This is a genomic window from Vibrio gallaecicus (assembly GCF_024347495.1).
Classification (GTDB): Bacteria; Pseudomonadota; Gammaproteobacteria; order Enterobacterales; family Vibrionaceae; genus Vibrio; species Vibrio gallaecicus.
Genome location: NZ_AP025490.1, coordinates 1,155,668 through 1,181,621, shown reverse-complemented (window position 1 = coordinate 1,181,621; position 25,954 = coordinate 1,155,668). Strand labels below are relative to the sequence as shown.

General features: G+C 42.1%; 23 protein-coding genes. 6 read left to right on the top strand and 17 right to left on the bottom strand.

All coding sequences use genetic code 11. From position 1 onward, the window contains the following. Positions 1–64: 64 nt before the first annotated feature. From nadA to aspS, 16 genes are all read right to left on the bottom strand, one after another. Positions 65–1,126, bottom strand: coding sequence for a quinolinate synthase NadA (gene nadA / locus OCU78_RS05245; RefSeq protein ID WP_137372505.1), 1,062 nt, complete (start codon positions 1,124–1,126; stop codon positions 65–67). A gap of 127 nt (positions 1,127–1,253) precedes the next feature. Then, a complete protein-coding gene (gene ybgF, locus OCU78_RS05240; RefSeq protein WP_137372504.1) occupies positions 1,254–2,036 on the bottom strand; it encodes a tol-pal system protein YbgF in 783 nt (260 codons plus the stop codon). 33 nt (positions 2,037–2,069) lie between these two features. Beyond that, on the bottom strand, positions 2,070–2,615 hold the full coding sequence (pal, locus tag OCU78_RS05235; protein WP_137372503.1) for a peptidoglycan-associated lipoprotein Pal: 546 nt from the start codon (positions 2,613–2,615) through the stop codon (positions 2,070–2,072). 45 nt (positions 2,616–2,660) lie between these two features. Beyond that, complete coding sequence (gene tolB / locus OCU78_RS05230; protein WP_137372502.1) at positions 2,661–4,013, bottom strand: Tol-Pal system beta propeller repeat protein TolB; 1,353 nt, start codon at positions 4,011–4,013, stop codon at positions 2,661–2,663. A 12-nt stretch (positions 4,014–4,025) separates the two neighbouring features. After that, positions 4,026–5,096 carry a cell envelope integrity protein TolA gene (gene tolA, locus OCU78_RS05225; protein WP_137372501.1) on the bottom strand — a complete coding sequence of 357 codons (1,071 nt, stop codon included), beginning with the start codon at positions 5,094–5,096 and terminating at the stop codon, positions 4,026–4,028. A gap of 13 nt (positions 5,097–5,109) precedes the next feature. Beyond that, the gene (locus OCU78_RS05220; RefSeq protein WP_137372500.1) at positions 5,110–5,553 is read right to left on the bottom strand and encodes an ExbD/TolR family protein; all 444 of its coding nucleotides are present in this window, start codon (positions 5,551–5,553) and stop codon (positions 5,110–5,112) included. A 2-nt stretch (positions 5,554–5,555) separates the two neighbouring features. Further along, a complete protein-coding gene (tolQ, locus tag OCU78_RS05215; protein ID WP_137372499.1) occupies positions 5,556–6,239 on the bottom strand; it encodes a protein TolQ in 684 nt (227 codons plus the stop codon). Further along, the gene (ybgC, locus tag OCU78_RS05210) at positions 6,229–6,648 is read right to left on the bottom strand and encodes a tol-pal system-associated acyl-CoA thioesterase (protein WP_137372498.1); all 420 of its coding nucleotides are present in this window, start codon (positions 6,646–6,648) and stop codon (positions 6,229–6,231) included. Before ybgC ends, tolQ begins: the two co-directional genes overlap by 11 nt. Positions 6,649–6,803: 155 nt before the next feature. Beyond that, positions 6,804–7,106, bottom strand: a complete 303-nt coding sequence (gene ybgE / locus OCU78_RS05205; protein ID WP_137372797.1) for a cyd operon protein YbgE — start codon at positions 7,104–7,106, stop codon at positions 6,804–6,806. A gap of 13 nt (positions 7,107–7,119) precedes the next feature. Next, entirely contained in the window at positions 7,120–7,227 is a 108-nt protein-coding gene (gene cydX / locus OCU78_RS05200; protein WP_000270284.1) for a cytochrome bd-I oxidase subunit CydX, read from the bottom strand. Positions 7,228–7,259: 32 nt separating this feature from the next. Beyond that, complete coding sequence (gene cydB, locus OCU78_RS05195) at positions 7,260–8,396, bottom strand: cytochrome d ubiquinol oxidase subunit II (RefSeq protein WP_137372497.1); 1,137 nt, start codon at positions 8,394–8,396, stop codon at positions 7,260–7,262. A gap of 15 nt (positions 8,397–8,411) precedes the next feature. Then, a complete protein-coding gene (gene cydA / locus OCU78_RS05190; protein WP_137372496.1) occupies positions 8,412–9,998 on the bottom strand; it encodes a cytochrome ubiquinol oxidase subunit I in 1,587 nt (528 codons plus the stop codon). 577 nt (positions 9,999–10,575) lie between these two features. Next, positions 10,576–11,583 carry a Holliday junction branch migration DNA helicase RuvB gene (gene ruvB, locus OCU78_RS05185; protein WP_137372495.1) on the bottom strand — a complete coding sequence of 336 codons (1,008 nt, stop codon included), beginning with the start codon at positions 11,581–11,583 and terminating at the stop codon, positions 10,576–10,578. A gap of 51 nt (positions 11,584–11,634) precedes the next feature. Next, entirely contained in the window at positions 11,635–12,249 is a 615-nt protein-coding gene (gene ruvA, locus OCU78_RS05180) for a Holliday junction branch migration protein RuvA (RefSeq protein WP_137372494.1), read from the bottom strand. Positions 12,250–12,395: 146 nt separating this feature from the next. Continuing rightward, a complete protein-coding gene (gene ruvC / locus OCU78_RS05175; protein ID WP_137372493.1) occupies positions 12,396–12,917 on the bottom strand; it encodes a crossover junction endodeoxyribonuclease RuvC in 522 nt (173 codons plus the stop codon). A gap of 203 nt (positions 12,918–13,120) precedes the next feature. Beyond that, on the bottom strand, positions 13,121–14,893 hold the full coding sequence (gene aspS, locus OCU78_RS05170; RefSeq protein ID WP_137372492.1) for an aspartate--tRNA ligase: 1,773 nt from the start codon (positions 14,891–14,893) through the stop codon (positions 13,121–13,123). 295 nt (positions 14,894–15,188) lie between these two features. Here aspS and OCU78_RS05165 point away from each other — a divergent pair, with 295 nt between their 5' ends. The 6 genes from OCU78_RS05165 to OCU78_RS05140 all read left to right on the top strand — a co-directional run bounded on the left by OCU78_RS05165 (position 15,189) and on the right by OCU78_RS05140 (position 21,352). Continuing rightward, positions 15,189–16,076 carry a DUF72 domain-containing protein gene (locus OCU78_RS05165; protein ID WP_137372796.1) on the top strand — a complete coding sequence of 296 codons (888 nt, stop codon included), beginning with the start codon at positions 15,189–15,191 and terminating at the stop codon, positions 16,074–16,076. 98 nt (positions 16,077–16,174) lie between these two features. Next, positions 16,175–16,903: a carboxy-S-adenosyl-L-methionine synthase CmoA gene (gene cmoA / locus OCU78_RS05160; protein WP_137372491.1), complete on the top strand. Its 729-nt coding sequence runs from the start codon at positions 16,175–16,177 to the stop codon at positions 16,901–16,903. Between the two features lie 71 nt (positions 16,904–16,974). Then, positions 16,975–17,946, top strand: a complete 972-nt coding sequence (cmoB, locus tag OCU78_RS05155; protein ID WP_137372490.1) for a tRNA 5-methoxyuridine(34)/uridine 5-oxyacetic acid(34) synthase CmoB — start codon at positions 16,975–16,977, stop codon at positions 17,944–17,946. A gap of 173 nt (positions 17,947–18,119) precedes the next feature. After that, positions 18,120–18,863, top strand: a complete 744-nt coding sequence (locus OCU78_RS05150; protein WP_137372489.1) for an ATP-dependent zinc protease family protein — start codon at positions 18,120–18,122, stop codon at positions 18,861–18,863. 17 nt (positions 18,864–18,880) lie between these two features. Then, complete coding sequence (locus tag OCU78_RS05145; protein WP_137372488.1) at positions 18,881–20,386, top strand: inactive transglutaminase family protein; 1,506 nt, start codon at positions 18,881–18,883, stop codon at positions 20,384–20,386. A 3-nt stretch (positions 20,387–20,389) separates the two neighbouring features. Then, entirely contained in the window at positions 20,390–21,352 is a 963-nt protein-coding gene (locus OCU78_RS05140) for an alpha-L-glutamate ligase-like protein (RefSeq protein WP_137372487.1), read from the top strand. A gap of 218 nt (positions 21,353–21,570) precedes the next feature. On the opposite strand, the gene fdhF is transcribed toward OCU78_RS05140, so the two are convergent. Continuing rightward, a complete protein-coding gene (fdhF, locus tag OCU78_RS05135; protein ID WP_137372486.1) occupies positions 21,571–25,812 on the bottom strand; it encodes a formate dehydrogenase subunit alpha in 4,242 nt (1,413 codons plus the stop codon). Between the last annotated feature and the right edge of the window lie 142 nt (positions 25,813–25,954).

The window sequence follows — 25,954 nt, the reverse complement described above, 5'->3', positions numbered from 1 at the left end:
TGATATAAACCAGATACAAAAAAACCAGCGAACGCTGGTTTTTGTTAAGATGAAACAGCTAAGTTTAAGCGTTACCTTTTACCTGTAGATTAAGCTGTTCAGCAAAATCTAACATGCGGTTCAAAGGGATCAAAGATTTGACTCTTAACTCTTCAGAAACGAAGATTTCATGCTGCTCTCCACCATTTTCTAATGCGTTTTCGATCGCTTGTAAGCCGTTCATAGCCATCCATGGGCAATGAGCACAGCTACGACAAGTAGCACCAGCACCTGCTGTAGGCGCTTCAATCAATTCTTTTTCAGGCACTAATTGCTGCATTTTGAAGAAAATGCCTTTATCAGTCGCCACAATCATTTGCTTATGAGGTAGCTCTTTTGCTTTCTTGATCAGCTGACTTGTCGAGCCAACAGCGTCTGCAAGTTCAACCACACTAGCTGGTGATTCAGGATGCACAAGAATTGCGGCTTCAGGGTAGACTGATTTCATTTTCTTTAGTGCATCAGCTGAAAACTCATCATGAACAATACACTCACCTTGCCAAAGCAACATGTCCGCACCTGTTTGATTGGCAATGTATGAACCTAAATGACGGTCTGGTCCCCAAATAATTGGTTTACCTTCAGCATCTAAGCTTTCTACAATTTCAAGCGCAATACTTGATGTTACTACCCAGTCAGCACGAGCCTTCACAGCAGCAGAAGTATTGGCATAAACAACGACTGTATGGTCCGGGTGAGCATCACAAAATTCAGAGAATTTATCAGCGGGACAGCCTAAATCTAGTGAGCACTCTGCTTCTAAAGTTGGCATCAAGATACGTTTTTCTGGGGTTAGAATTTTTGCAGATTCACCCATAAAACGTACACCAGCAATAATTAAAGTACTTGCTGAATGACGATTACCAAATTTAGCCATCTCTAAAGAGTCACCAACAAAACCACCGGTTTCTTCAGCTAAAGCTTGAATTTCAGGATCTGTGTAATAGTGTGCAATCAAAACAGCGTCTTTTTCTTTTAATAGCTGTTTAATGTTTGCAAGATGCGCCAATTTTTGAGCAACACTTAGTGGTACTGGCTTTGGCGGGAAAGGATAAACGGTTTCGATTTTGTCTAATATGTGGCTCATTGCTCTTGCTCTATGCAACTTCCTATAATACGAGCATTCTACACCTGAGAGGCATAAGGATCAAAAAGGATTATGGGGAGGCCTAAAATGAAAAAAGAGGCGCTAAATGCACCTCTTCCTTTATTCACTATAAGTGAGTCTTTGCGACTTTAGCTGAAGCACTATTCGGGTACTCAGCGACCACTTGTTGATAATACTTTTTAGCCTGTTCTTGATTGTTATTTCTAGCTGAAATATCACCAAGTTTAACTAAAGCATCTGCTCGTTTATTCGAATCAGAGTAAGCAACTACAGCGGCAAAACTTTTTACTGCCTCTTTATCTTGCTTCTTAGCAAAATAAAGCTGCCCTAACCAATAATGTGAATTAGGCGTAAATGTCGAATCAGGAAAGTCTTTTTGGAACTGCTGAAATGCAGCAATCGCACCAGTATAGTCACGTTGCTTTAAAATCATATCTACAGCATTTTGATAAGCAGTTTGCTCATCAACATCCGTACTAAAAGTACCGGTAGAATCACCAGATTCAGCTGCGTTATCAACTGAAACAACCGCTTTACCTGAAGTTTTCACTTCATTTCGTACGCGATCTAATTCGATAAACAATTGACGTTGGCGTTCCAACATCTGCTGCATATCATAGCTATTTCGTTCTAGCTGACCGCGCAGTTCGCTGATTTCAAGAGACATCTCGTCAATTTGCTGTTGCATCTGCAACTGAACACGATTTCGGTTCTGCAATAACCTTTCAAGACGTTGAATATCAGATTCGCTAGCTGAGGGACTAGAAGAAGTTGTAGAGGTTGCGGTGGAGTTATTGATTTCTGATACTGGAGCTGGTGCAGCGAACACTAAGTTCGCTGCACTTGCCAGTAACGTAAGCATAACTGCTCGCTTAGTGTTACTGAACATGAGGCATTTCCTCAATTAGATAATTTACTAAAATTAGTAAACTAGTACTGCACGACGGTTTTTAGCGTACACATCTTCAGATTGACCTAGAAGAAGTGGCTTCTCTTCACCGTAGCTTACGATAGAGATTTGGTCAGCTTGAACACCTAGCGCTTGTAGGTATTTTGCAACAGCTTCAGCACGACGCTCGCCTAGAGCAATGTTGTACTCTGGAGTACCACGCTCATCAGCATGACCTTCAATAGTTACGCTCATGTTCACGTTTTTGCTTAGGTAAGCAGCGTGAGCAGAAAGCATAGCTTCGTAGTCACCAGCGATAGTTGAGTTATCAAAAGCGAAGTAAATAGTTTGAGTTTCGCGTAGTGCTTGCTCTTTTAGCTCTTGCTCTGAAAGTTGACCGTTAGCGTCAATTGGAGTTACAACAGTTGTATCTACAGTGTTGTTACCTTCTGAACCAGTTGTTTGGTTAGTTTCAGTACCAGAAGTTGAAGAAGTTGCGTCATCACTTGAGCTACATGCTGTTACTGCCATTACTGGTAGTGCAATCATCAAGCCTTTAAGAACTTTATTAAGTTGCATCTTATTTTTCCTTACGTTATCAAACTTAGTTTTTAACTATTTACGCTATAAAAACGGAGACCATGCAGGCGCTCTTACACGCCCATTTGTTGCCGGTAATCTAGCTTTAAATCGTCCATCAATAGAAACCATTGAAAGCACGTTTGTCTTGTTATAAATGGAGCTATAGATAACCATACCACCATTTGGTGCAATGCTTGGAGACTCATCCAGTAGTGTTTTAGTCAACACTTGAACAGCCCCAGTTTCCAAATCTTGTTTAGCCAGATTAAACCCTGAATTACTGCGATTCACCATGATAAGGAATCGACCATCAGGCGTTATTTGGCCACCTAAGTTTTGGCTGCCTTGCCAAGTAAGACGAGTTGTCGAGTTGTCTGTCAAATTTACCCTATAAATCTGAGGTTTACCACCGCGATCAGAGGTAAATACTAACGACTTCCCATCTGGATACCAGAATGGTTCAGTGTTATTTGAACGTCCACGAGTAATCTGAGTTAATTTTTTGCTTTGGAGATTCAGAGTATAAACTTGCAAACTGCCAGTCTTCGAAAGCACTAAAGCTAATTCTTTTCCATCAGGAGAGAATCGTGGCGCACCATTGTGACGAGGGTATGACGTTACTTTTTCTCGCTCACCTGTATAGATATTCATAACAAATATCTCAGCTTGACCATTTTGGAAGCTGACATAAGCCAGTTTTTGACCATTAGGTGACCATGCTGGTGACATTAAAGGCTGTTTTGAACGTAAAACTAAACGCTCATTAAAACCGTCGTAATCAGCTACTCGTAACTGATACGGGTACTTATCTTTGTCATTGACGACTACATAAGCGATACGAGTCAAAAAGGCACCCTTTTCTCCAGTCAGTTCTTGATAAACTAAATCTGAAATTCGATGCGCATATTCTCTTAGTCGTTCACCTGTAATCGTGGCGCGTTTATTAAATAGGACATGGTCCTTAGATAAAACTAACTGCCCTTCATCACTTAATGCTCGGCTTTGCCCGTTTGTTAGTTGGCCACGTACAATATCAATAAGCTGATAGTTAATGACGTATTCACCTGCAGCATTCTGGCTAATTGAGCCAGTTAGCAGTGAATCGACACCTAGCGTTGTCCACGCATCAAAATTCACATCAGCTTCACTGTATGGAGTCTGAGGCATTTTACTCGTTGCAACAGGGCTGAATTTACCACTTCGTTGTAAATCAGAAGCGATAACAGCTGAAACATCATGAGGTAGAGGCTTAGCTCCTTCCCATTTGAACGGAACAATTGCAATTGGTCGAGCTGAGTTTATACCATCTGTAATGACCAGCTCTAAAGCAGCTTGTGCATACTGACTGCTCGTTGCTATTACAAATGCTAAACTTAGTAATAGTTTCTTAAACACGGGTTCATCCTTTTACTCTGGTAAAACAGTTAAGTTTATGTTTTTAAGTGAATTAATTACATCCGGATCTTTCGGTAACGGATAAGACTTTACTTGTGCAACTGCTCGTTTTGTTGCTGCGCATAATCGGCTGTCTCCATCTAAGATGGAAAGATTACCTAAAATTGCAGTGGTTCCCGTTGGTATTAATTTCAAATTAACTTTACAAGACTTGCCTCGAAAGCTGTCTTCAAGTAGCAAGTTTTGCTGGATTAATTGAGTGTAAATAGCTCCGTATCGATCCGCTTCAGAGCTTACAAATTGTTGTCTTGCTGAAGTGTTTTGAGATGACTCAGTTTCAAGGCCAGCAAAAATATCATTCAAAGCGGCTTCTTGAAGTTTACGTTCTTTTTCAGCTTTATCTGCCGCTTCTTTCGCTTTACGTGCCTTTTCCTCAGCAGCTTTCGCTTCTTTCTCTTTAGCTATGCGCTGTTTCTCAGCCTGCTCTGCCGCTTCTTTTTCTTTACGAGCTTTCTCAGCTGAAGCTTTGGCTGCTTCTTCTTTCGCTATACGCTCTTTTTCCGCTTTGGCGATTGCAGCCTGTTTGGCAACTCGCTGCTCTTCAGCTTTACGAACTGCGGCTTCTTTTTTCTTTCTTTCGGCTTCAGCTTTTGCTGCTTTTTTCTTCTCACTTTGCAAACGAACTTCTTCAGCTTTGCGTTGTTTTTCTTTCTCTACGCGGATTTTCTCAGCTTCTCTTGCCGCTTTAGCTTCTTTAACTTGTTTTTCTTTTAACTTACGTATGTTCTCTTCTTCAGCTTTTCGATTACGCTCTAATCTTTCACTTTCTCTGCGCAGTTTATCCAAACGTTCCTGCTCTTTCTTACTCGCAGCTTCTCTTTGCTGACGAATTTGATTCGCTTGTTGGCGCACTAATTGAGGGTCAATAACCACAGCCTGAACCATTTGACCGCTTGGCTTTGGTTCAGATGTAGTAAAATCAGCTCCAAATATTAACGCTGCGACTAGCACTGAGTGTAAACTCAACGAGACCACTAACGGCTTACTATAGCTGCTCGCTTTATTTTTATTATTAACTTTCATGAATGCTACGGAGCTATTCCCTTATATCCGTTAGAAGACCCACCTTTGGGACACCTGCGCGACTTAGTTCATCAAGAAGAATGACGACTTCTGCGTAAGGTGTTGCAGCATCCCCACCCACTGCGACTGGAGAGTTAGGATTAATACTCAGCTCAGCTTTTACTCGAACAATGATATCTTCAAGTGATAAACCACGTTGAACTTCTTCATTATTAACACTAAGACCTAACAGCCCTTCTTTATCAACTTCAACAATAATGAAACTTGAGCTATCGTCCCCCAATAAATCTTGAGCTGACTTAGCTGTTGAAGCCTCAGGAAGCTCAACATCTACACCCTGAGTAACGAATGGAGAGGTCACCATAAAAATGATAAGCAAAACGAGCATAACGTCGATGTAAGGTACAACGTTAATCTCAGCTGTCATTTTGCGTTTTTTTGGTTGGTATCCCGCCATTTTTATTCCCTACCGGCCATAGCTTGGCGGTGAAGGATGCTATGAAATTCTTCAGAGAAAGTTGCGTAGTTGTGTTCCAACTTACCAACACTACTACTGAATCGGTTATAAGCCATTACTGCTGGAATTGCGGCAAATAGACCCATTGCAGTTGCAATCAAAGCTTCTGCGATACCAGGAGCGACCATCGCTAGAGTTGCTTGTTTTACTTGTCCAAGAGCAATGAAGGAATGCATGATCCCCCAAACTGTACCAAATAAACCAATGTATGGACTAATAGAACCAACTGTTGCTAAGAAAGGTAAATTTGTTTCCAATTCATCTACTTCACGTGCTACTGCAACACGCATTGCGCGTCCAGTTCCTTCCATAATGAAATCAGGAGAAGCCGCATTTGATTTGCGAAGACGAGCAAATTCAGTGAATCCTGCGTAGAAGATCTCTTCTGTACCAGATAGCTCATCTTTCCGTTTATTACTTTCTTGGTATAGCTTTGCCAGATCAACACCAGACCAAAATTTATCTTCAAACACATCTGTCTGTTTAGATGCTTGAGATAAAACCTTGCTTCTTTTGATGATCATTGCCCATGACGCCACTGACATTCCCATCAGGGTAAGCATAACGAGCTTAACCAATAAGCTTGCATCAAGGATAAGATCTAAAATTGAAATATCAGCTGTCACTGTTGTTTAACTCCGAAAGAATAAAGGTTGGTATAGCTTTGGGTTTCATTTTTTGATTATCGATACATGCTACCTTAACCATTGCTTTACACAATACTTTGCCATCAGGATTTACGATTTCCTGACAGAATGTAAGTGAAGCTCGTTTCAGCTCTGCAATAGTTGTGGTCACTTTTAATGAATCATCAAGACGCGCACCCTGGATAAAATCAATATCCATGTGTCGGACAACAAAACCTATACTTTGTTCTAATAAAACTTGCTGATGAACACCAATAGATCGCAGTAGCTCAGTTCGAGCTCTTTCAAAGAACTTAAGGTAGTTGGAGTGATAAACCACTCCACCAGCATCAGTGTCTTCATAATAAATAGTGATTGGCCACGTGAAAGGTTTAGATAAGCCCTGCAAATTTATACCATGCTATAGAAACTAATAAAGGTATCACTATAACTCAAGTCGTTGGCTTTGCTAGTTCGATGGAAGTAATTTTTTGATTTGCGTGGTAAAAAAAAGGTCATCTGAATTAGATGACCTTTTTTTGAGCAAAAACCGAACAGTTAGATTTATGACATTCTTTGTACTGTCAGGTAAAGCAATATTGCAAGCGAGAAGTATGGGCTAAACCAAACCTGCCAGAACCAAGCTCTTGGCTTAAAACCGATGCCATAAACCATGCTCGAGCATACAGCCCAAATAAATAAAGGACCAATAATAGCGTTAAAACCGCCAATGCTATTAGCATAAGCCTCAGGTTCCCACATGACTAAACCTACATGTAAAAAGCCAAGCACCAAGGATAAAACTCTTAATAGGGTTTTATCCATAGGCTTATGTAGCTTATTTACTATGCCGTTAATCTTAGTCACTTGCCCAGTGTTGCTACTCACTGTCTTTATCCATCATTTCTGAATGCTCTAACCAAAGAGCATTAATGATGCCGAATGCACATGCTAGAAGTACACCCAAAATCCATGCGAAATACCACATAAACGTTCTCCTAAGTAATTTAAACTTTCGGCTTAGTAAGCTGAAACGTCGTTATCTTCGATGTGTTTCTTATCTAAGCGACCAAACATTTTGTAGTATGTCCATGTCGTATAGCCCAAGATCACCGGTACCATTACGAAAGCCACAGCAGTCATCAAGTTCAAGCTTAATTCACTTGCAGTTGAATCCCACATAGTCAAACTATGGTTTGGGTTCAGGCTTGAAGGCATTACAAATGGGAACATTGCAAAACCAGCCGTTAAAATAACGCCAGCATTTGTAAGGCTTGAGAACAAGAATGCAAGTCCACCACGGTCAAAACGAGAAGCTATCGCAGCAAGTACAGGCATCGCAACGCCTAAGATTGGCGCGGCCCATAGTGCAGGGTAGGCTTCAAAGTTTGCCATCCAAGCACCCATTTCACGAGCAACTTCTTTGTTTAGTGGATTAGAAGCAGCCATAGTATCTATAGTGCTTGTAATCACATAACCTTCAATTGATTGAACCCAAACACCACCAACAGCAAACAATGCAGCGATAATAATGCCGGCAACCTGTGCAATAGTACGAGAGCGGACTTTAACATCGTCAGTCGTTTTCATTTGCAGCCAAGTTGCACCTTGCAAAATAAACAGCGTTAAACTTAAAACACCACAAAGCAGAGCAAACGGGTTTAGCAAACCAAAGAATGAACCATGGTATTTAGACATAAGTAGGTCATTCAGATCAAATGGTACACCTTGTAATAGGTTACCAAATGCTACACCAAAAATGATTGGTGGAACTGTACCACTAAAGCAAATTGCACCATCCCACAAGCTACGCCATTTTGGGTCTTCGATTTTCGAACGGTAATCGAGCCCAAGAGGACGAAGCCAAAGAGCGGCAAGAGCAACATACATTGCTAGATAAAAGCCTGAGAAAGATGTCGCATAAACCAATGGCCACGCAGCAAATAGTGCGCCACCAGCTGTAATTAACCAAACTTGGTTACCGTCCCAGTGTGGAGCGATCGTGTTGATCATTACACGACGTTCAGTGTCGTTCTTACCGATAACGGGAACAAGCGCGCCTACGCCCATGTCAAAGCCATCAGTTACAGCGAAACCAACCAGTAATACACCGATCAGAACCCACCAAATAAGTCGTAAGATTTCGTAATCAAACATTTGTTATTCCCTCACTTATACTTCGACTTGACGGCTTACTTTGTCTTCGACAGAGCTTGCTTCTTGTTCAAAGTGGTAACGGCCTGTTTTTAAACTGCTTGGACCTTTACGTGCGAATTTCAGCATTAGATAAACTTCAGCAATTAAGAACACTGTGTACAGTGCAAGAATTGCAAATAAAGACGTCCACAGCTGTTCAATCGTTAGCGCTGACGCTGCCACATTAACAGGTAGAATTTCACCAACAGCCCATGGCTGACGACCGAACTCAGCAACGAACCAACCTGCTTCAATTGCAATCCAAGGAAGTGGAATTGAGAATAATGCAGCTTTAAGTACCCATTTCTTCTGTTCAATTTTCTGACGACACGTTTGAATAAACGCAGCACCGAATACGAACAGCATAATGAAACCACAGGCTACCATTAGGCGGAATGACCAGAATAACGGCCATACAGTCGGAATTGAATCATCCGCAGCCATTTGAATTTGGTCTTCAGTTGCATCAACAACTTCGTCTGTATAACGCTTCAGAAGTAAGCCGTAACCAAGGTCACCTTTTACTTCATCAAATGCGGCTTTGTTCTCTTCAGAACGGTCGCCTGCACGTAATTTTTCAAGAAGTTCATATGCGTACATACCAGTACGGATACGGTCAACGTGATCATCACGTAGATCACGTAAACCCGTTACTTCTTTATCAAAAGAACGAGTCGCGATAATGCCCATTACATAAGGGATTTTTAGCGCGTAATCAGTATGCATTGTCTCTTGGTTCGGAATACCAAACACAGTAAATGCGGCAGGTGCTTCTTCTGTGTGCCACTCAGCTTCAATCGCTGCTAGCTTCACTTTCTGAACTTCACCAAGCTCGTAACCAGATTCATCACCCAATACGATAACTGACAATATAGCAGCCATACCGAACGAAGCGGCAATTGCGAATGAACGACGAGCAAAAGCAAGGTCACGACCTTTAAGAATGTAGTATGAGCTGATACCAAGAATGAACATCGCACCTGTTGTATAACCTGATGCAACAGTATGAACAAACTTCACTTGAGCTACTGGGTTTAGAACAACTTCAGCAAAGCTCACCATTTCCATACGCATGGTTTCGAAGTTAAATTCAGCGCCAACAGGGTTTTGCATCCATCCGTTTGCGACAAGAATCCACAATGCTGAAAAGTTAGAGCCAAGTGCTACTAACCAAGTTACCGCCAAGTGCTGACGCTTAGACAATCTGTCCCAACCAAAAAAGAAAAGACCAACAAAGGTAGATTCAAGGAAGAATGCAACAAGCGCTTCAATAGCCAGCGGGGCACCAAAGATGTCGCCAACATAGTGAGAGTAGTAAGACCAGTTAGTACCAAACTGAAACTCCATAGTCAGGCCTGTAGCCACACCTAGAGCGAAGTTTATACCAAACAATTTACCCCAGAACTTAGTCATGTCCTTGTAAATTTGTTTGCCTGTCATTACATAGATAGACTCCATGATGGCTAGTAAGAACGCCATACCTAAAGTCAATGGAACGAATAAGAAGTGATACATCGCTGTAAATGCAAACTGCAATCGCGATAGATCAACAACATCAATCATGGTAGCTCCTTTGTGTCGGCTGATTGACACTTTTGTGATTCTTTACTGCAAAACGTCACTGTTAACCAACAAGATCACTTGTTATTAACGCTGAGTAATTTGTAGCAAAAATGTACCGTTATAGTTAGATTATTGTTAAGCACTAGCTAATATAGCTGTGGCTAATATTACTGGTAAAATCAGTATGTTTCAAAAGATTTATAGGGGCTTCTTGCGTTGATTTGAGTCAAGTTTCTAGTCGCCAGTTAGAGGTATTTTTGTGCAATTATGATTAAAATCACAGCAATGCTGACTTTATTAATAATAACCGACAATACACGTGACAAAATTACGGCACCCTAGTAACACAATTATTACCTATACCCCCAAAGGGTTAACATTACTTGTTATTTTTTGTTGCAATTTAATGACCCACACAAAAATCATCAATCTATGTTTTCATTAATGATCACTTAGCTTCTTCGCTATTTGTTTCAATTTTTTTGTCGGTAAAACAAAAAAGCCTAGTTGATAATCAACTAGGCTAATAAACTATCATGCATATAAAAAAACAGTGCGCATGAAATATTTAAGGAGGTTAATCCTTTTCAATACCAAAATGAAGGTACGCTCGATCTGTTGCAATTCGACCTCGAGGAGTTCGCTGCAAATATCCCTGCTGAATCAAATATGGCTCTAACACATCTTCAATCGTATCTTTTTCTTCCCCAATCGCCGCAGCCATATTATCTAAGCCAACAGGACCACCACCAAATTTTTCCATGATCGCTAGCAATAGTTTTCTATCCATATAGTCGAAACCTTTAGCATCGACATCTAGCATATTTAACGCCTTATCTGCCACGTCAGGGCAAATATGCCCATCACCTTTTACTTCTGCATAATCACGCACACGTCTTAGTAGTCGGTTAGCAATTCGTGGCGTACCACGCGCTCTTCTTGCTATTTCTAAGGCGCCTTCCGATTCCATTGATAAATTTAAGCAATCAGCGCTGCGTTGAACAATATGCTGTAGATCCGGGATTTTGTAATACTCTAAACGCTGCGTGATCCCAAATCGGTCTCTTAATGGTGAAGTTAGAGAACCAGCACGAGTTGTTGCACCAATTAAAGTGAATGGGGGTAAATCAATCTTGATTGAGCGTGCCGCCGGACCTTCACCAATCATGATATCTAATTGGTAATCTTCCATTGCTGGGTAAAGCACCTCTTCTACGACAGGGCTTAGTCGATGAATTTCATCAATGAATAACACGTCATTTTCTTCAAGGTTAGTCAACAACGCAGCTAAATCACCCGCTTTCTCTAAGACCGGACCAGAAGTCGTACGAATATTCACATCCATTTCATTAGCAACAATGTTAGCTAAAGTCGTTTTGCCCAAGCCTGGAGGACCAAAAATTAGTAAGTGATCCAATGCTTCATTACGCAACTGCGCTGCTTTGATAAAGATTTCCATTTGGTCACGTACGTGATCTTGCCCTCGGTAATCAGCAAGTGCTTTTGGTCTGATAGCACGATCAATAACGTCTTCATCTTTAAAGACTGGATTATCAGGAGCGATTAGGCGATCAGCTTCAATCATAATTATTTGGAACCTTACATTCGTTTATCAGTGGTATTAGCGGTCTAATTACTAAACCATTGACTTAAGCGCATCTCGAATCAACTGCTCACTTGTCATGCCTTCTTTAGCAATCTGTGAGATAACTTTTGAAGCAATTATTGGTTTATAGCCTAACGCTAACAGTGCACTCACAGCTTCATCTTCAGCATTATGAGAAACACTAGCCATTGAGTCGATGGGAGCAGCGTCTGTCGCTGGCGTAAATAAATCACCAGCACCCCAGCCTTTCAGGCGATCTTTCATTTCAACAACCAAACGCTCGGCAGTCTTTTTACCCACACCCGGCAGTTTCACCAGCGTAGAGATATCTTCACGCTCGACACTTTGCACAAATTGGCTAGCAGTCATACCTGATAAAATACCCAACCCAAGTTTAGGACCAACGCCATTAGCTTTGATTACTTCACGAAATAGTGCACGCTCTTTGACAGTATTAAAGCCATAAAGTAGCTGTGCATCTTCACGAACCACAAAGTGAGTATAGATAATCGCTTCTTCACCCACTTCTGGCAGTTCATAAAAACAACTCATCGGCATTTGGACTTCATAGCCAACACCACTTACTTCAATCAATAGTTCAGGTGGTTGTTTTTCAATAAGTGTTCCGCGAAGGCGTCCAATCACAAGGTGTTCCTTTGAAGAGATAAATTAAGAGATTTCAGATGATAATAAATAACTGGATGGATAGCCAGTTAAAGCATAAAACTTGGAGTTAGTCTATTAATGACAATTTTCAGAAATAATAGAAAATTTAAGTAAAGCAGTGCTAACTATTTATATCGCCCTTTACGAGCCCCTGTAGCTTTACCAGCCAATGCTATCAAGGTTTTGTTGGTATTGGCATGAGTAATGGCAACACCGAGAGCATCAGCCGCATCGGCTTGAGGTCTTGCTGGGAGTTTAAGCATACTCATCACCATATTTTGAACCATCAACTTATCCGCACCACCGTTTCCTGTTACTGCTTGTTTGATTAATCGCGCTGCATATTCATGTACAGGTAAATCTGCATTTACAGCCGCTACAATTGCACTGCCTCGAGCTTGTCCCAGCTTCAAAGCTGAATCAGCATTCTTAGCCATAAACACTTGCTCAATAGCGAATACGTCAGGTTGAAACTGAGTAATGATTTCACTCACCCCGGCATAGATCTGCTTGAGTCGACCAGGAAGCTCTTTTTCAGAGGTACGAATACAGCCACTTCCTAAATAATGTAGGTGGCGACCATTTTGACGGATTACTCCATAGCCAGTAATGCGAGAGCCAGGGTCAATCCCTAAGATAATAGACATAACAATATAATACTGATTATTTATACATGCTTTTAATAGAGAGCTTAGTATATCTAAAGGCAAAAAAAATGCCCGTTAAATTAACGGGCATTTCATTGTTCTACTGAAAACTAAAGTTCTAACGAAAATTCAAAGTTCAAAGTTCAACCGACACCTAAAAGCGAAATCGAAGCACACAGCTTCAGTTTCGCTTAATCGTTTGATTAGTCTTCTTTCTTAGCTAGTTTAACAGCGATCGCTAGCTCTTCCAGTGATGCTGGGTTTGCTAGGCTTGGCGCGTCTGTTAATAGACATGCAGCAGCTGTTGTTTTCGGGAATGCGATAACGTCACGGATGTTCTCTGTACCACAAAGAAGCATTGCTAGACGGTCAAGACCGAATGCTAGACCCGCGTGTGGTGGAGTACCGTACTGAAGAGCATCTAGTAGGAAGCCGAACTTCTCTTGCTGCTCTTGCGCTTCGATACCTAAAATACCGAATACAGCCGTTTGCATTTCTGCGTTGTGAATACGTACAGAACCGCCGCCAACTTCGTAGCCGTTGATTACCATATCGTATGCATCAGAGTTAGCTGCTGCTGGGTTCGCTTTTAGCTCTTCCGCGTTCACACCAAGTGGAGATGTGAATGGGTGGTGCATTGCGTGAAGGTTGCCTTCGCCATCTTCTTCAAACATTGGGAAATCAATAACCCAAAGAGGAGCCCACGCTTTCTTATCTGTTAGCTCTAAGTCATCACCTAGCTTGATACGAAGTGCACCCATTGCTTCTGCAACGATGCTTGCTTTGTCTGCGCCGAACAGAATGATATCGCCAGATTCAGCTTCGGTACGCTCAAGAAGACCGTTGATTACATCTTCGTTTAGGAACTTAGCAACTGGAGATTGAATCCCTTCCATGCCAGCAGCACGGTCGTTAACCTTCATCCAAGCAAGACCTTTCGCGCCGTAGATACCTACATGCTCAGCGTAACCGTCGATTTGCTTACGCGTTAGCTTAGCACCGCCTGGTACGCGAATAACCGCTACGCGACCTTTTTCGTCGTTAGCTGGACCAGAGAATACTTTGAACTCAACATCTTTCAGTAAGTCAGCAACGTCTACTAGTTCTAGTGGGTTACGTAGATCTGGCTTATCAGAACCGAAACGACGAATCGCTTCAGAAAATGGCATTACTGGGAATTGACCAAGTTCAACATCTAGAAGCTCTTTCCACATATCGTGAACAAGTTTTTCAGTGATGTTACGTACTTCTTGAGAAGACATGAACGATGTTTCGATATCGATCTGAGTAAATTCAGGCTGACGGTCAGCACGTAAATCTTCATCACGGAAACATTTAACGATTTGGTAGTAACGGTCAAAACCAGACATCATCAGCAGTTGCTTAAATAGCTGAGGAGATTGAGGAAGTGCGTAGAAGCTACCTTTATGAACACGGCTTGGTACTAGATAATCACGAGCGCCTTCTGGCGTCGCTTTAGTTAGTACTGGTGTTTCAATATCTAGGAATAGGTTCTCGTCTAAGAAACGACGAACGAAGCTAGAAGCACGTGCACGAAGCTTGATACGATCGCTCATTTCTGGACGACGAAGATCGATGTAACGGTACTTAAGACGCTGCTCTTCAGAATTCGTTTGGTTGAAGTCTAGTGGAAGCGCTTCTGAACGGTTAATGATCTCTAGACCAGTTGCGTAAAGCTCTACTTCACCAGTAGCCATGTCTTTATTTACTTGGCTGTCAGGACGAACGCGTACTTCACCAGTAAACTTGATACAGAATTCATTACGCAGTTGGTTAGCGATCGGGAAGATATCTTTCATATCTGGATCGACAACAACCTGAACGACGCCTTCACGATCTCGCATATCGATAAAGATAAGACCGCCTAAATCACGGCGACGGTTTACCCAGCCGCACAATTCTACAGTTTGTCCCGCCAGGGACTTGTTCAGGTTACCACAGTAATGGGTACGCATAATGAATTTCCCAATCTCTTAATAATTTACTAATTTCCAAGCTGTTGGTGGTATATCCACTCAACAGAGCAAAGGATCATTTATACGCGGAAACTCGCTTAAAATCGACCTTCCACATTCGAATTTATTGTGTTTTATCTGGCTTTGCTGCTTTTTAGCCCATCAAGTGCGCAAAGATTCATCAAAACCGAAAAAATTATGTTAATTATATCTCGAAAGTACCTTAATCGGCAAAAGTCTCGTACAGTAGTTTTTCGTTTCAACTTAAAAACTTTTTGTGATGACTAGTGACGTGATGATTAACGGTGTAATGACGATGGAAACTTTACCTTTAAGACTTGGATTAACTATGTGGTCTCATTCAGAGTGGCAAAGTCAGTTCTATGGTAAGGGAACGAAACCGGCTGAACGCTTAGAAAAATACACCCAAGTTTTTCATACCGTTGAAGGCAACACGACTTTTTATGCGACTCCCAGCGCCTCAACGGTCAACAATTGGAAAGCAGCAAGTCATGATGATTTCAGATTTACGTTTAAGCTACCTAAGTTCATCACCCACCAACAGCACTTAAAACATTGCCAAGCCGAACTCAAAGAATTTCTGCTCACCATGTCGCCACTACATGATCGTATTGGCCAATGGACGATTCAGTTGCCTCATAGCTTTGAACCCAGAATGCTCCCTGCCCTACAAAAATTTTGTACGTGGTTTCCAAAAGATATGCAGCTTGGCGTTGAAGTTCGCCACCTTGGCTTTTTTGATAAAAGCAATGCTGAAAAACGTTTCAATCATTGGTTAGTTGAAGAAGGAATCAACCGTATTATTATGGACAGTAGACCTGTTTTTTCTGCGCCACCTACAACCGAAGCAGTCATAGATGCCCATAAGAAAAAACCCAGAGTGCCTGTTCATGCAATTGCAACCGCAAACAACCCAATGATTCGATTTATAGGGCACCCAAACCAAGCTACCAACTTAGAGTTTTTTAGACCTTGGCTAAAGAAAGTTCCAGAATGGATTAAAGCAAATAAACAGCCCTATGTGATGATCCATACGCCAGATAATAATCATGCGCCTGAACTGGCTTTGGCTATCTATAAAGAACTGCAGCAGACATTGGTTTTACCTGATTTACCAAGCTTCCCTGCTATTGAAGGTGATAATCAACTATCGATGTTTTGAGTTTTCGTGACATAAGCCTGTTTATTACGTAAAATGCGCCCCCTTTTATTGAGTAGGTTTTTAACTTACTCAATTGCTGACAGCTTCGAGAGTATACGATGAGTAATACAGACAATATCTTCTCTGCACCTATTGATAAAATCGGTGATTTCACCTTTGATGCACGAGTAGCGGAAGTTTTTCCGGATATGATCCAACGGTCTGTACCTGGTTATAGCAATATCATTTCTGCTATTGGCATGTTGGCTGAACGCTTTGTCAAACCGCATTCAAACATCTATGACCTAGGTTGTTCTCTTGGCGCTGCTACGCTATCCATGCGCCGCCACATTCAGCAAGAAGGCTGCACTATCTTCGCAGTAGATAATTCTGAAGCCATGGTTGAACGCTGTAAATTACATGTAAATGCTTACCGCAGCGATACACCTGTAGAAGTCATCGAAGCCGACATTCGTGAAGTCGAAATTAAAGATGCTTCCATTGTTGTACTGAACTTCACACTTCAATTTTTGTCACCAGAAGATCGCTATGCTCTGCTTGAAAAGATTCATGCCGGGTTGCGCCCTGGCGGCATTTTGATCCTTTCGGAAAAGTATGTGTTTGAAGATGATAACGCAAACGAACTACTTATCGATTTACACCACGATTTCAAACGAGCAAACGGATACAGCGAACTAGAAGTCAGCCAAAAGCGCAGTGCTATTGAAAATGTGATGCGCCCTGACTCCATCCCTGTACATAGAGAACGTTTTGATAAGATTGGATTCTCTAGTAATGAAGTGTGGTTCCAATGCTTTAACTTTGGTTCGATGTTCGCTATTAAATAATGTTCGCCACCAAATAAAGTAAAGATACCCACTCGCTCCCCATTAATTTTCACTAACAGTTAAGATATCTCATGTTCAATTTTGCTAATTTTTATCAACTTATTGCCCAAGACACTCGCCTGCAACCTTGGCTTAATGTTCTTCCTCAGCAGCTTACGGATTGGCAAAATGCAGAACATGGTGATTTTGACCGTTGGCTACGAGCACTGAATAAAATCCCAACGGGTAAAGCCGATAATATTGAGCTTAAAGACTCGGTGACGCTTTCAAATACAACACCAATTGTTCAAGGTGAAGCTAAGAAACTTGAAAGTTTACTCAAAACTTTTCACCCTTGGCGCAAAGGTCCATATACCGTCCATGACATTCATATTGATACTGAATGGCGAAGTGATTGGAAATGGGACCGCGTACTCCCTCACCTTTCACCATTAAAAAACCGTTCAATCCTCGATGTTGGCTGTGGTAACGGTTACCACATGTGGAGAATGCTGGGTGAAGGCGCTCGTCTTTGTGTAGGTATCGACCCTTCACACCTATTCTTAGTACAGTTTGAAGCTATTCGAAAACTAATGGGCGATGATCAACGAGCTCACCTTTTACCTTTAGGTATTGAACAGCTACCCAAGCTTGAAGCTTATGACACTGTATTTAGTATGGGCGTGCTATACCACCGTCGTTCTCCTCTTGATCACCTCATTCAACTGAAAGATCAGTTAGTATCAGGTGGTGAACTACTACTAGAAACATTAGTTATTGAAGGGGACGAAAACACGGTTCTAGTGCCTATGGACCGTTACGCTCAGATGAGAAACGTCTACTTCTTCCCTTCAGCTCGCGCATTAAAACGATGGTTAGAGCAAGTCGGATTTGTGGATGTTAAAATCGTCGATGAAAATGTCACGACAACGGGTGAGCAGCGTTCAACAGAATGGATGACACACAATTCGTTACCTGATTACCTAGACCCAAATGACCCTTCTAAAACAGTGGAAGGTCACCCTGCCCCACGTAGAGCTATTCTCGTAGCAACAAAACCTTAGTTTTGTGACATCAAAGTCAGTTGATTTCAGAAAAATGAACCATAATTTGCCTGAAATTTACTCCAACAGTCCAATATGACAGGACGCTAACATAAGGATGCTTCACGCATCCTTTTTTGTCAGCTAAACTCTTGGATAGTCACGACTATTTTATTATTCACAAAGGTTTTTATATGTATAAGCGATTGTCGCCAGTTTTGGTGATTGGCCTGCTCTCAGGGTGTTCTCTCACAAACGGGGCTCAATACCACCAACAAACCATGGAAGCAATTCAGCAATCTGAAACGAATATCGCAACAAAAGTCCAAAACCTTGAACTCCAAATCAGTAACCAAAGCGACTACATCGAAAGCTTAGAAACTGAAGTTTTATATTTATCTAACCAAATGGATAGTCACCTATCCTCAGTGGAAAAAGAAGCTGCCGAAATAATCGAAGAGGAACCCGCCCCTATCGTAGTACCTACTACCACTGTTTTTACAACTGAACAGCCTACAATTCTAGGCGCAATAGAAAAAGTCACCATAGATTCCATCAACCAAAGATTTGATGCCCGTGTCGATACTGGAGCAACCACCTCATCCCTTAATGCTATAGACGTTGAAGAATTTGAGAGAAATGGCAAAGATTGGGTTAAGTTTCACCTTTCTGACTCATCCCTTCCAGAAGCTGAGCAAAAATGGATACAAGCACCTGTTGTTAGATATGTAAAAATACGCCAATCAACCAGTGATCAAACAGAACGTAGAGCTGTGATAGAATTATGGGTTAAAGTTGGAAAAATCCATGAAAAAGCACAGTTTACATTGGCAGATCGCTCTCAAATGAGTCACCCTGTACTACTAGGGCGCGAATTTATCAAAGACATAGCGCTTGTTGATGTAAGTAAAAAGTACGTTCAAATGGAAGATAAATAAAAACAATAGGATTAGTTATGACGTCAAGAATTCCTTTTTATATCTCGATCGTTCTGCTATTGGTGGCAGGTATCGCATTGAGTATTTTTAGACACACAACTTATGGTGTGCCTTGGACTCCTGGAGAAACCCGACAAGTTTGGGATGTTGAAGCCAGAGTCGAATTTAATGCTACTGGTAAAGAAGCTAAGGTATCTTTAGCTGCACCTCACACTCAAACTAATTACACCCTGATCGGTGAATCAGCATCTTCTCCTGGCTACGGAATTTCTTACGTTAATACGGATTCCGGCAGGCGTGCTGAATGGTCAATTCGTCACGCTGAAGGTCCTCAAACAATCTATTACAAAACACAGTTTCTTGTAGATGACCAAGCTAAAATTACGGACATTCCACCGGAAGGTGAAATTACACCACCATCATTTAATGGTCCTGAAGAAGCGGCAGCACTTGCTTTAATCGATCGCGCAACTCATCGCTCTGCTGACAACTTCACCTTTACTCGTGAATTAATCAAAACACTGAATGATCCTGACAGCCAAAATTCGGCTTTACTGCTGAACAACATGAGTAAGGTAAATGCGACACATAAGCTGCTGTCTTACGCGAACGTACACAACAAGCTTGTCGGTGTTATTGAATTAGAGGATGGACGTCGACGTCAGTCTATCCAGCATATGATTCAAATTTGGGACAAAGAACAGTGGGTTCTATTTTCTCCTGAGTCTAGTCAGCACCAAACACAGCCAAACTTATTGATTTGGGATGAATCCAATGTATCTCTACTTGATGTTGTCGGTGGACAAAACAGTAAAGTGCATTTCTCAATGATCGCTCAAGAGATATCTCCTTCAGCAGCGACCAACAGTAAGGTATCGGCAGACCAACTACTCAACCTTTCTATCCATAGTTTGCCTCTTGAAGAGCAAGCGATGTTTAAGACCATCATGCTTATCCCGATTGGTGCATTCATCGTTGTATTTTTACGTGTGATTATCGGGCTAAAAACTTCTGGTACATTCATGCCAGTTTTGATTGCGGTTGCCTTTGTTCAAACACAATTGATTACCGGTATTGTTGGTTTCTTGTTGATTGTTGGTACGGGTCTTATTATTCGAAGCTACCTTTCGAAGCTCAACCTGCTTTTAGTTGCCCGAATATCGGCGGTGATAATTACCGTCATAATGATCATTTCGGTCTTTACTGTTGTTGCATTCAAGATTGGCTTAACTGAAGGTCTATCGATTACTTTCTTCCCAATGATTATCCTATCTTGGACTGTGGAACGTATGTCGATCCTTTGGGAAGAAGAAGGTGCGAAAGAAGTAATGCTACAAGGTGGTGGCTCTCTATTCACTGCCATATTGGTTTACTTAGGTATGACTAATCCATTTATTCAACACCTAACGTTTAACTTCATTGGTCTACAGCTTGTTATTCTTGCCACTATTTTGCTACTTGGTAACTACACTGGTTACCGTTTGACTGAGCTTCGTCGCTTTAAGCCACTAGCGGAGGATTAAGGTATGTTTAATCAACTGACCTCTCCATTCAAGCTCAGTGATAAAGGCATCATGGGCATGAATAAGCGAAACCATAGCTATATCGGTCGTTATAATGACCGCTCAAAATACCCATTAGTGGATGATAAGCTAAAAACAAAAATTATTGCTGAACAAGCTGGTGCAACAGTACCTAAACTTATCGGTGTAATTAGCCATCAAGCTGAAGTCAAAAAGATTCACAAGATGGTAAAAGACTGGCCTGGGTTTGTAATCAAGCCCGCACAAGGAAGTGGTGGTAAAGGCATTCTTGTTGTGGTTTCTCACAAAGATGGCGTTTATACAAAACCATCAGGTTCTACAATCAACGAGGAAGATGTTGAGCGCCATATTAGTAATGCGTTGGCAGGGCTTTTCTCACTTGGTGGTAAAAACGATGTAGCCGTAGTAGAGAACTTGATTAAGTTTGACAGCTGCTTCGAAGGCTTCAGCTTTGAAGGTGTTCCGGATGTTCGCATCATTGTGTTCAAAGGCTACCCAGTAATGGCGATGATGCGCCTATCAACTGCCGCCTCTGATGGCAAAGCGAATTTACACCAAGGTGCAGTTGGTGTGGGTATTGATATAGCCACAGGCAAAGCGGTACGAGCAGTACAGTTTGATCAACCAATTACCCAACACCCAGACACTGGAAAAGAGCTGATGACGCTGCAGGTTCCTCACTGGGAGAAATTACTGGTATTAGCTTCTAGTGCATGGGAAATGACTGGTCTTGGTTATATGGGTACCGACATGGTGCTTGACCAAGAAGAAGGACCGATGGTGCTTGAACTCAATGCTCGTCCAGGCCTTGCTATTCAGATCGCTAATGGTGCTGGTTTACTACCAAGGCTTCAGCATATTGAAGGCCTTGGAATGCCAGCCGACTACCCAAAACCAACGGAGCGCGTTGCATACGCGGCCAAACAGTTCGGGGCTCATAGCTAGCTGGATCTCGTAGTTAATCGACTCGCATAGTAAGCCGAGTACATAGATCACAAAAAACTAGGTTAGCTAAAATATAAATAAGCCGCATATTCACTTTGAACTAGAAATAGTCAGGCAGATATGCGGTTTAATTTTATCTATCAAAGTAGTAAAACAGCCAAATGTAATAACCATGATACTGATACTGATACTTGGTCATTGGTTACTCGAAACTTGGACTACAGAACCTGAGACTCCGTCAGTAATGCCTCAACCCTAACCGCTGCCACTTTAAACTCTGGAATCTTTGCATGTGGATCCGTTGCGGTTGTTGTCAGCTTATTTACCGGTGATTCAACAAAGTGGAACGGAATAAATATCACTCCTTTCTGCATTCGCTTGGTTACAAACGCAGCAATCTCTATCTGACCGCGTCTTGTTGATACCTTAACCATCTGACCATTTGATAACTCTAACCTTTCAGCATCAAATACGCTGATCATTGCTTTAGGTCCCGCTAAGTTATCTAGCCCCTTAGTTTTTCGCGTCATAGTCCCTGTATGAAATTGCTCTAACACGCGCCCAGTCGTCAAAATAAGTGGATATTCTTCATCAGGTAACTCTGCAGCATAACGGAAAGGTATCGCCTCCATTTGCCCTCTACCGCGGGTAAATTGAGTTTGGTGCATAATTCGTGTTCCATCAGGGTTGTTCTTATTACTTGGCCATTGCACACCATTGATTGTGATATTTTCCCACCTCAGACCTGCATATTGTGGCGTCACTCTAGCTATTTCGTTGGTTATATCCGCCACACTCAAATACGACCACTCCCCTCCCATAGCATTTGCGATAGATTGAATGATGACCCAATCTTCTTTTGCTTCGCCGGGTGGATTTACAGCAGGGTTAATACGCTGCACTCGGCGTTCGGTATTAGTGAAGTGACCTGATTTTTCAGCGAAAGAACAAGAAGGCAACACGACATCTGCATACTGCGCTGTTTCTGTTAAAAAGATATCTTGTACCACTAAGAAGTCGAGCGCTTCCAAACCTTCAATAACATGGGCTTGGTTAGGATCACTCAATACCGGATTCTCCCCCATGACATACAGTGCTTTCACTTTTCGTTCGCAAGCGGCATCTATAATCTCGGTAAGCGTTAAACCGGGCTCAGCCGGTAATGATGATACGCCCCATTCCATTTCAAATTTTTTGCGTACTAATGGGTTATAAACCTTCTGATACCCTGGGAGATTATTCGGCAATGCGCCCATATCACACGCACCTTGCACATTGGACTGCCCTCTAAGTGGGTTAATCCCCCCACCTTCAATTCCGATGTTTCCGCAAAGTAATTGTAGGTTCGCAATTGAACGAACATTGTCATGACCCGTTGTATGCTGAGTTATCCCCATCGAATAGTACACAGCGGTACGCTTCGCCGTTCCAATCAAACGCGCCATAGCAAATATATCATCGGCTTTTACACCGGTAACCAATTCAACTTTGTCTAAAGCGTAATTCGGAGACATCACTTCTTGCAGCAAAGTGTCAAAACCATCAACACGTTCATCAATATATTCCTGATCATACCAACCATGTTTGATGATCTGCTGCATCACACCATTAATTAGCATCACATCTGTACCTGGTCGATGCGCCATATACAGCTCAGCGTGATCGGCTATATCAATGCGTTTCGGGTCAGCTACAATCAACCGAGCTCCATGATGACGAACTGCCTGCTTAATATGAGACCCAATAATAGGGTGTGCTGCTGTGGTATCTGAACCTATGATAAAGATGACATCTGAATGCTTGATACTTGGGATATCATTGGTCATAGCACCGCTGCCTAATGACGCTTCAAGCCCCGTAACTGTAGATGCATGACAAAGACGTGCGCAATGGTCGACATTATTTGTCCCTAATTCACGGCGGATAAACTTTTGAAATGCGTAGTTGTCTTCATTAGTCGTTTTTGCGGAAGAAAAACCAGCGAGAGATTGGCTGCCAAACCCTTCTTTGATTGAAGTAAATTTACTCGCAATAAGGGTGATTGCTTCATCCCAACTCGCCGGTTGTAACCATCCATCTTTACGAATTAATGGTGACGTTAAACGAGCATCACTGCTAACGAAGTCAAATCCAAACCGTCCTTTAACGCATAGCATGCCTTCATTAACAGGAGAATCGCCGCCGCGAATATATTGAATTTTGTTCGTCTTCTCATCCACATACATGGTGAGTTTACAACCAACACCACAGTAGGTGCAGATGGTATCTACCGCTTTCAGTTTATCGGTTCGACCTTGCGCTTTATCACGTGCATCTGTCATTGCACCTGTTGGGCAAACCTGGATGCAAGAACCACATTGAACGCAGTTTGAATCCCCCATCAATATCGTATTCACACCAAAATTAGGGCGGCCTTTGGGATTATTAGCAGGTTTTCCGTTTGCTTGATCCATGAAGCTTAGAACACCATGAACTGCCTGTTCACGACATGCTTGAATACATTGACCACAGCTAATGCAGCGGTTCGCATCAAAAACAATAAACTCGGAGCTGTTATCCACCGGAAATTTTTGAACCAGTGATTCTGATGAGTGAACTGAAGATACAGACTTAAATTCATGATTACGGGTTAATTGCCAAGCTTCATCAGTTTGAATATCAATATTGAATGCAGGGTATTCCTGAACAGCTTTATATTCTGTGGCGTAATCCCTTAGATCACATCCTGTGTTAGCTTGGCACCCACATTCTAAACATCGTGCAGCTTCTGCAACTGCATCTGCGTTTTCAAACCCCGTTTCCACTTCATCAAAACTTTGCGCCCTTTGCTCTGGAGTAAGTTCAGGCATGATAAGTCGGGCTTGTTTTTGAATAGCTTGGTATTGCTTTGGGTCCACTTCATTAAGTTGGTTTTGCTTACGCGAATTAAATGGTTTAACCGGAATATTGGCCATATCGCCATCAAAAAATCGGTCAATAGTTCCTGCGACTAAACGACCGTCTCCGACCGCTTCGACAGCCGTTGCAGGTCCACGACGAAAATCACCGATACTGAAGATATTACCCGTACCGGTGTGCATAGTTTGCGGATCGACATCTGCGGTATTCCAGCGGGTCAATGGAATATCGATGGCTTCATTATCCATAAAACTCAGGTCTGGCTTTTGTGAGACTGCGGCGATCACCGTATCAAACGCCTCAACAAAGAAATCTCCTGTAGGTTTAGGGCTTCGACGACCTGAAGCATCCGCAGGACCAAGCTCCATTCGCTCTAAACGAACCTCACAAACTCGACCATCTTCATCAGGTAAGTTCTCTACTGGATTCGTTAAAAAATGAAATTTCACGCCTTCATGCTCTGCTTCTTCAATCTCATAATCTTCTGCAGGCATTTCATCTCTTGTTCTACGATAAATTAACGTCGTATTAGCACCATCACGAACCGCAGTCCGAGCACAATCTATCGCGGTGTTACCACCGCCAATCACCGCGACTTTTTTACCCGTGACATATTGTTTTTCTGTCACGTAATCTTTTAGATAGTCGACTCCCAGATAACAGCCGCTCAAGTCGCTTCCTGGGTATCGCATGTCTACCGCTTGTGAAGCACCAACAGCCAAACAAACCGCATCAAAATCTTGCGTTAAACTCGATAATGTAAAATCAACACCGAGCTTTTTATTGCATTCTATCGACATACCATTTCGGCACATCAACTCTATTTCTTTATTTAATATCGATTTAGGCAAGCGGTATTCTGGAATACCGTAACGCAGCCACCCACCAGCTTGCGGCATAGATTCAAAGATTTGAACATCATACCCTTCATTCGAAAGGTAATAGCCCGCCGTTAACCCACCCGGTCCACTACCAACAATGGCGACTGTTTTACCTTTCGGTGCTTTTTTCAAGGGTTGGTAGCTTTCTTGTGCTGCCAAATCGATATCTGCAGCGTGTCGTTTTAGTTGCCTAATTGCGATGGAATCATCCACTAAATTCCTTCTACATTCCGTTTCACAAAATGCAGGGCAAACACGGCCAATAGAAAGTGGCATAGGAAGTGTTTGCTTGATGACTTCAATGGCTTTTAAGTGATCATTTTGAGCGATGTGATAAAGGTATGATTGAATATCAACCCCTGCAGGGCAGGCAGTCTGGCAAGGAGCTTCACAGTCGGCATAATGATCAGACATGATTCGATTCAAAGCGGTTTGGCGGCGGGCTGTTAACCGGCTAGATTGAGTGATGACATTAAGACCGTTAGATACTTCAATTTCACATGACCTTTGTATATCACCATTCTCAAGCTCAACGACGCAGAGGTCACAAGGAACTTTATCGGTCGTTTTATTCAAACCGCATAGGGATGGAATCTCTAAGCCACAGTTTTTTGCAACTTCCAGAACAGTTTGCCCCTGTTCTGCAATTCTAAACTTCCCGTCAATAACGATTTGAACCATATCGAACCTCACCTAGCACAATGACATCACAATGAAGCCAAAACAAAATAGTAATACAATATTATTTATATAATAAGATGAACCATTAATACCATACAATAATTATGGTTTTGTGCGTGTGACCTCAAACTCGTTCCGTTGA

What these genes read in the sequence shown, in the direction of transcription:
- nadA (WP_137372505.1), bottom strand. Translation starts at nt 1,126, where the DNA reads ATGAGCCACATATTAGACAAAATCGAAACCGTTTATCCTTTCCCGCCA.
- ybgF (WP_137372504.1), bottom strand. Translation starts at nt 2,036, where the DNA reads ATGTTCAGTAACACTAAGCGAGCAGTTATGCTTACGTTACTGGCAAGT.
- pal (WP_137372503.1), bottom strand. Translation starts at nt 2,615, where the DNA reads ATGCAACTTAATAAAGTTCTTAAAGGCTTGATGATTGCACTACCAGTA.
- tolA (WP_137372501.1), bottom strand. Translation starts at nt 5,096, where the DNA reads ATGAAAGTTAATAATAAAAATAAAGCGAGCAGCTATAGTAAGCCGTTA.
- OCU78_RS05220 (WP_137372500.1), bottom strand. Translation starts at nt 5,553, where the DNA reads ATGGCGGGATACCAACCAAAAAAACGCAAAATGACAGCTGAGATTAAC.
- cydX (WP_000270284.1), bottom strand. Translation starts at nt 7,227, where the DNA reads ATGTGGTATTTCGCATGGATTTTGGGTGTACTTCTAGCATGTGCATTC.
- cydB (WP_137372497.1), bottom strand. Translation starts at nt 8,396, where the DNA reads ATGTTTGATTACGAAATCTTACGACTTATTTGGTGGGTTCTGATCGGT.
- cydA (WP_137372496.1), bottom strand. Translation starts at nt 9,998, where the DNA reads ATGATTGATGTTGTTGATCTATCGCGATTGCAGTTTGCATTTACAGCG.
- ruvB (WP_137372495.1), bottom strand. Translation starts at nt 11,583, where the DNA reads ATGATTGAAGCTGATCGCCTAATCGCTCCTGATAATCCAGTCTTTAAA.
- ruvC (WP_137372493.1), bottom strand. Translation starts at nt 12,917, where the DNA reads ATGTCTATTATCTTAGGGATTGACCCTGGCTCTCGCATTACTGGCTAT.
- aspS (WP_137372492.1), bottom strand. Translation starts at nt 14,893, where the DNA reads ATGCGTACCCATTACTGTGGTAACCTGAACAAGTCCCTGGCGGGACAA.
- OCU78_RS05165 (WP_137372796.1), top strand. Translation starts at nt 15,189, where the DNA reads ATGATTAACGGTGTAATGACGATGGAAACTTTACCTTTAAGACTTGGA.
- cmoA (WP_137372491.1), top strand. Translation starts at nt 16,175, where the DNA reads ATGAGTAATACAGACAATATCTTCTCTGCACCTATTGATAAAATCGGT.
- cmoB (WP_137372490.1), top strand. Translation starts at nt 16,975, where the DNA reads ATGTTCAATTTTGCTAATTTTTATCAACTTATTGCCCAAGACACTCGC.
- OCU78_RS05150 (WP_137372489.1), top strand. Translation starts at nt 18,120, where the DNA reads ATGTATAAGCGATTGTCGCCAGTTTTGGTGATTGGCCTGCTCTCAGGG.
- OCU78_RS05145 (WP_137372488.1), top strand. Translation starts at nt 18,881, where the DNA reads ATGACGTCAAGAATTCCTTTTTATATCTCGATCGTTCTGCTATTGGTG.
- OCU78_RS05140 (WP_137372487.1), top strand. Translation starts at nt 20,390, where the DNA reads ATGTTTAATCAACTGACCTCTCCATTCAAGCTCAGTGATAAAGGCATC.
- fdhF (WP_137372486.1), bottom strand. Translation starts at nt 25,812, where the DNA reads ATGGTTCAAATCGTTATTGACGGGAAGTTTAGAATTGCAGAACAGGGG.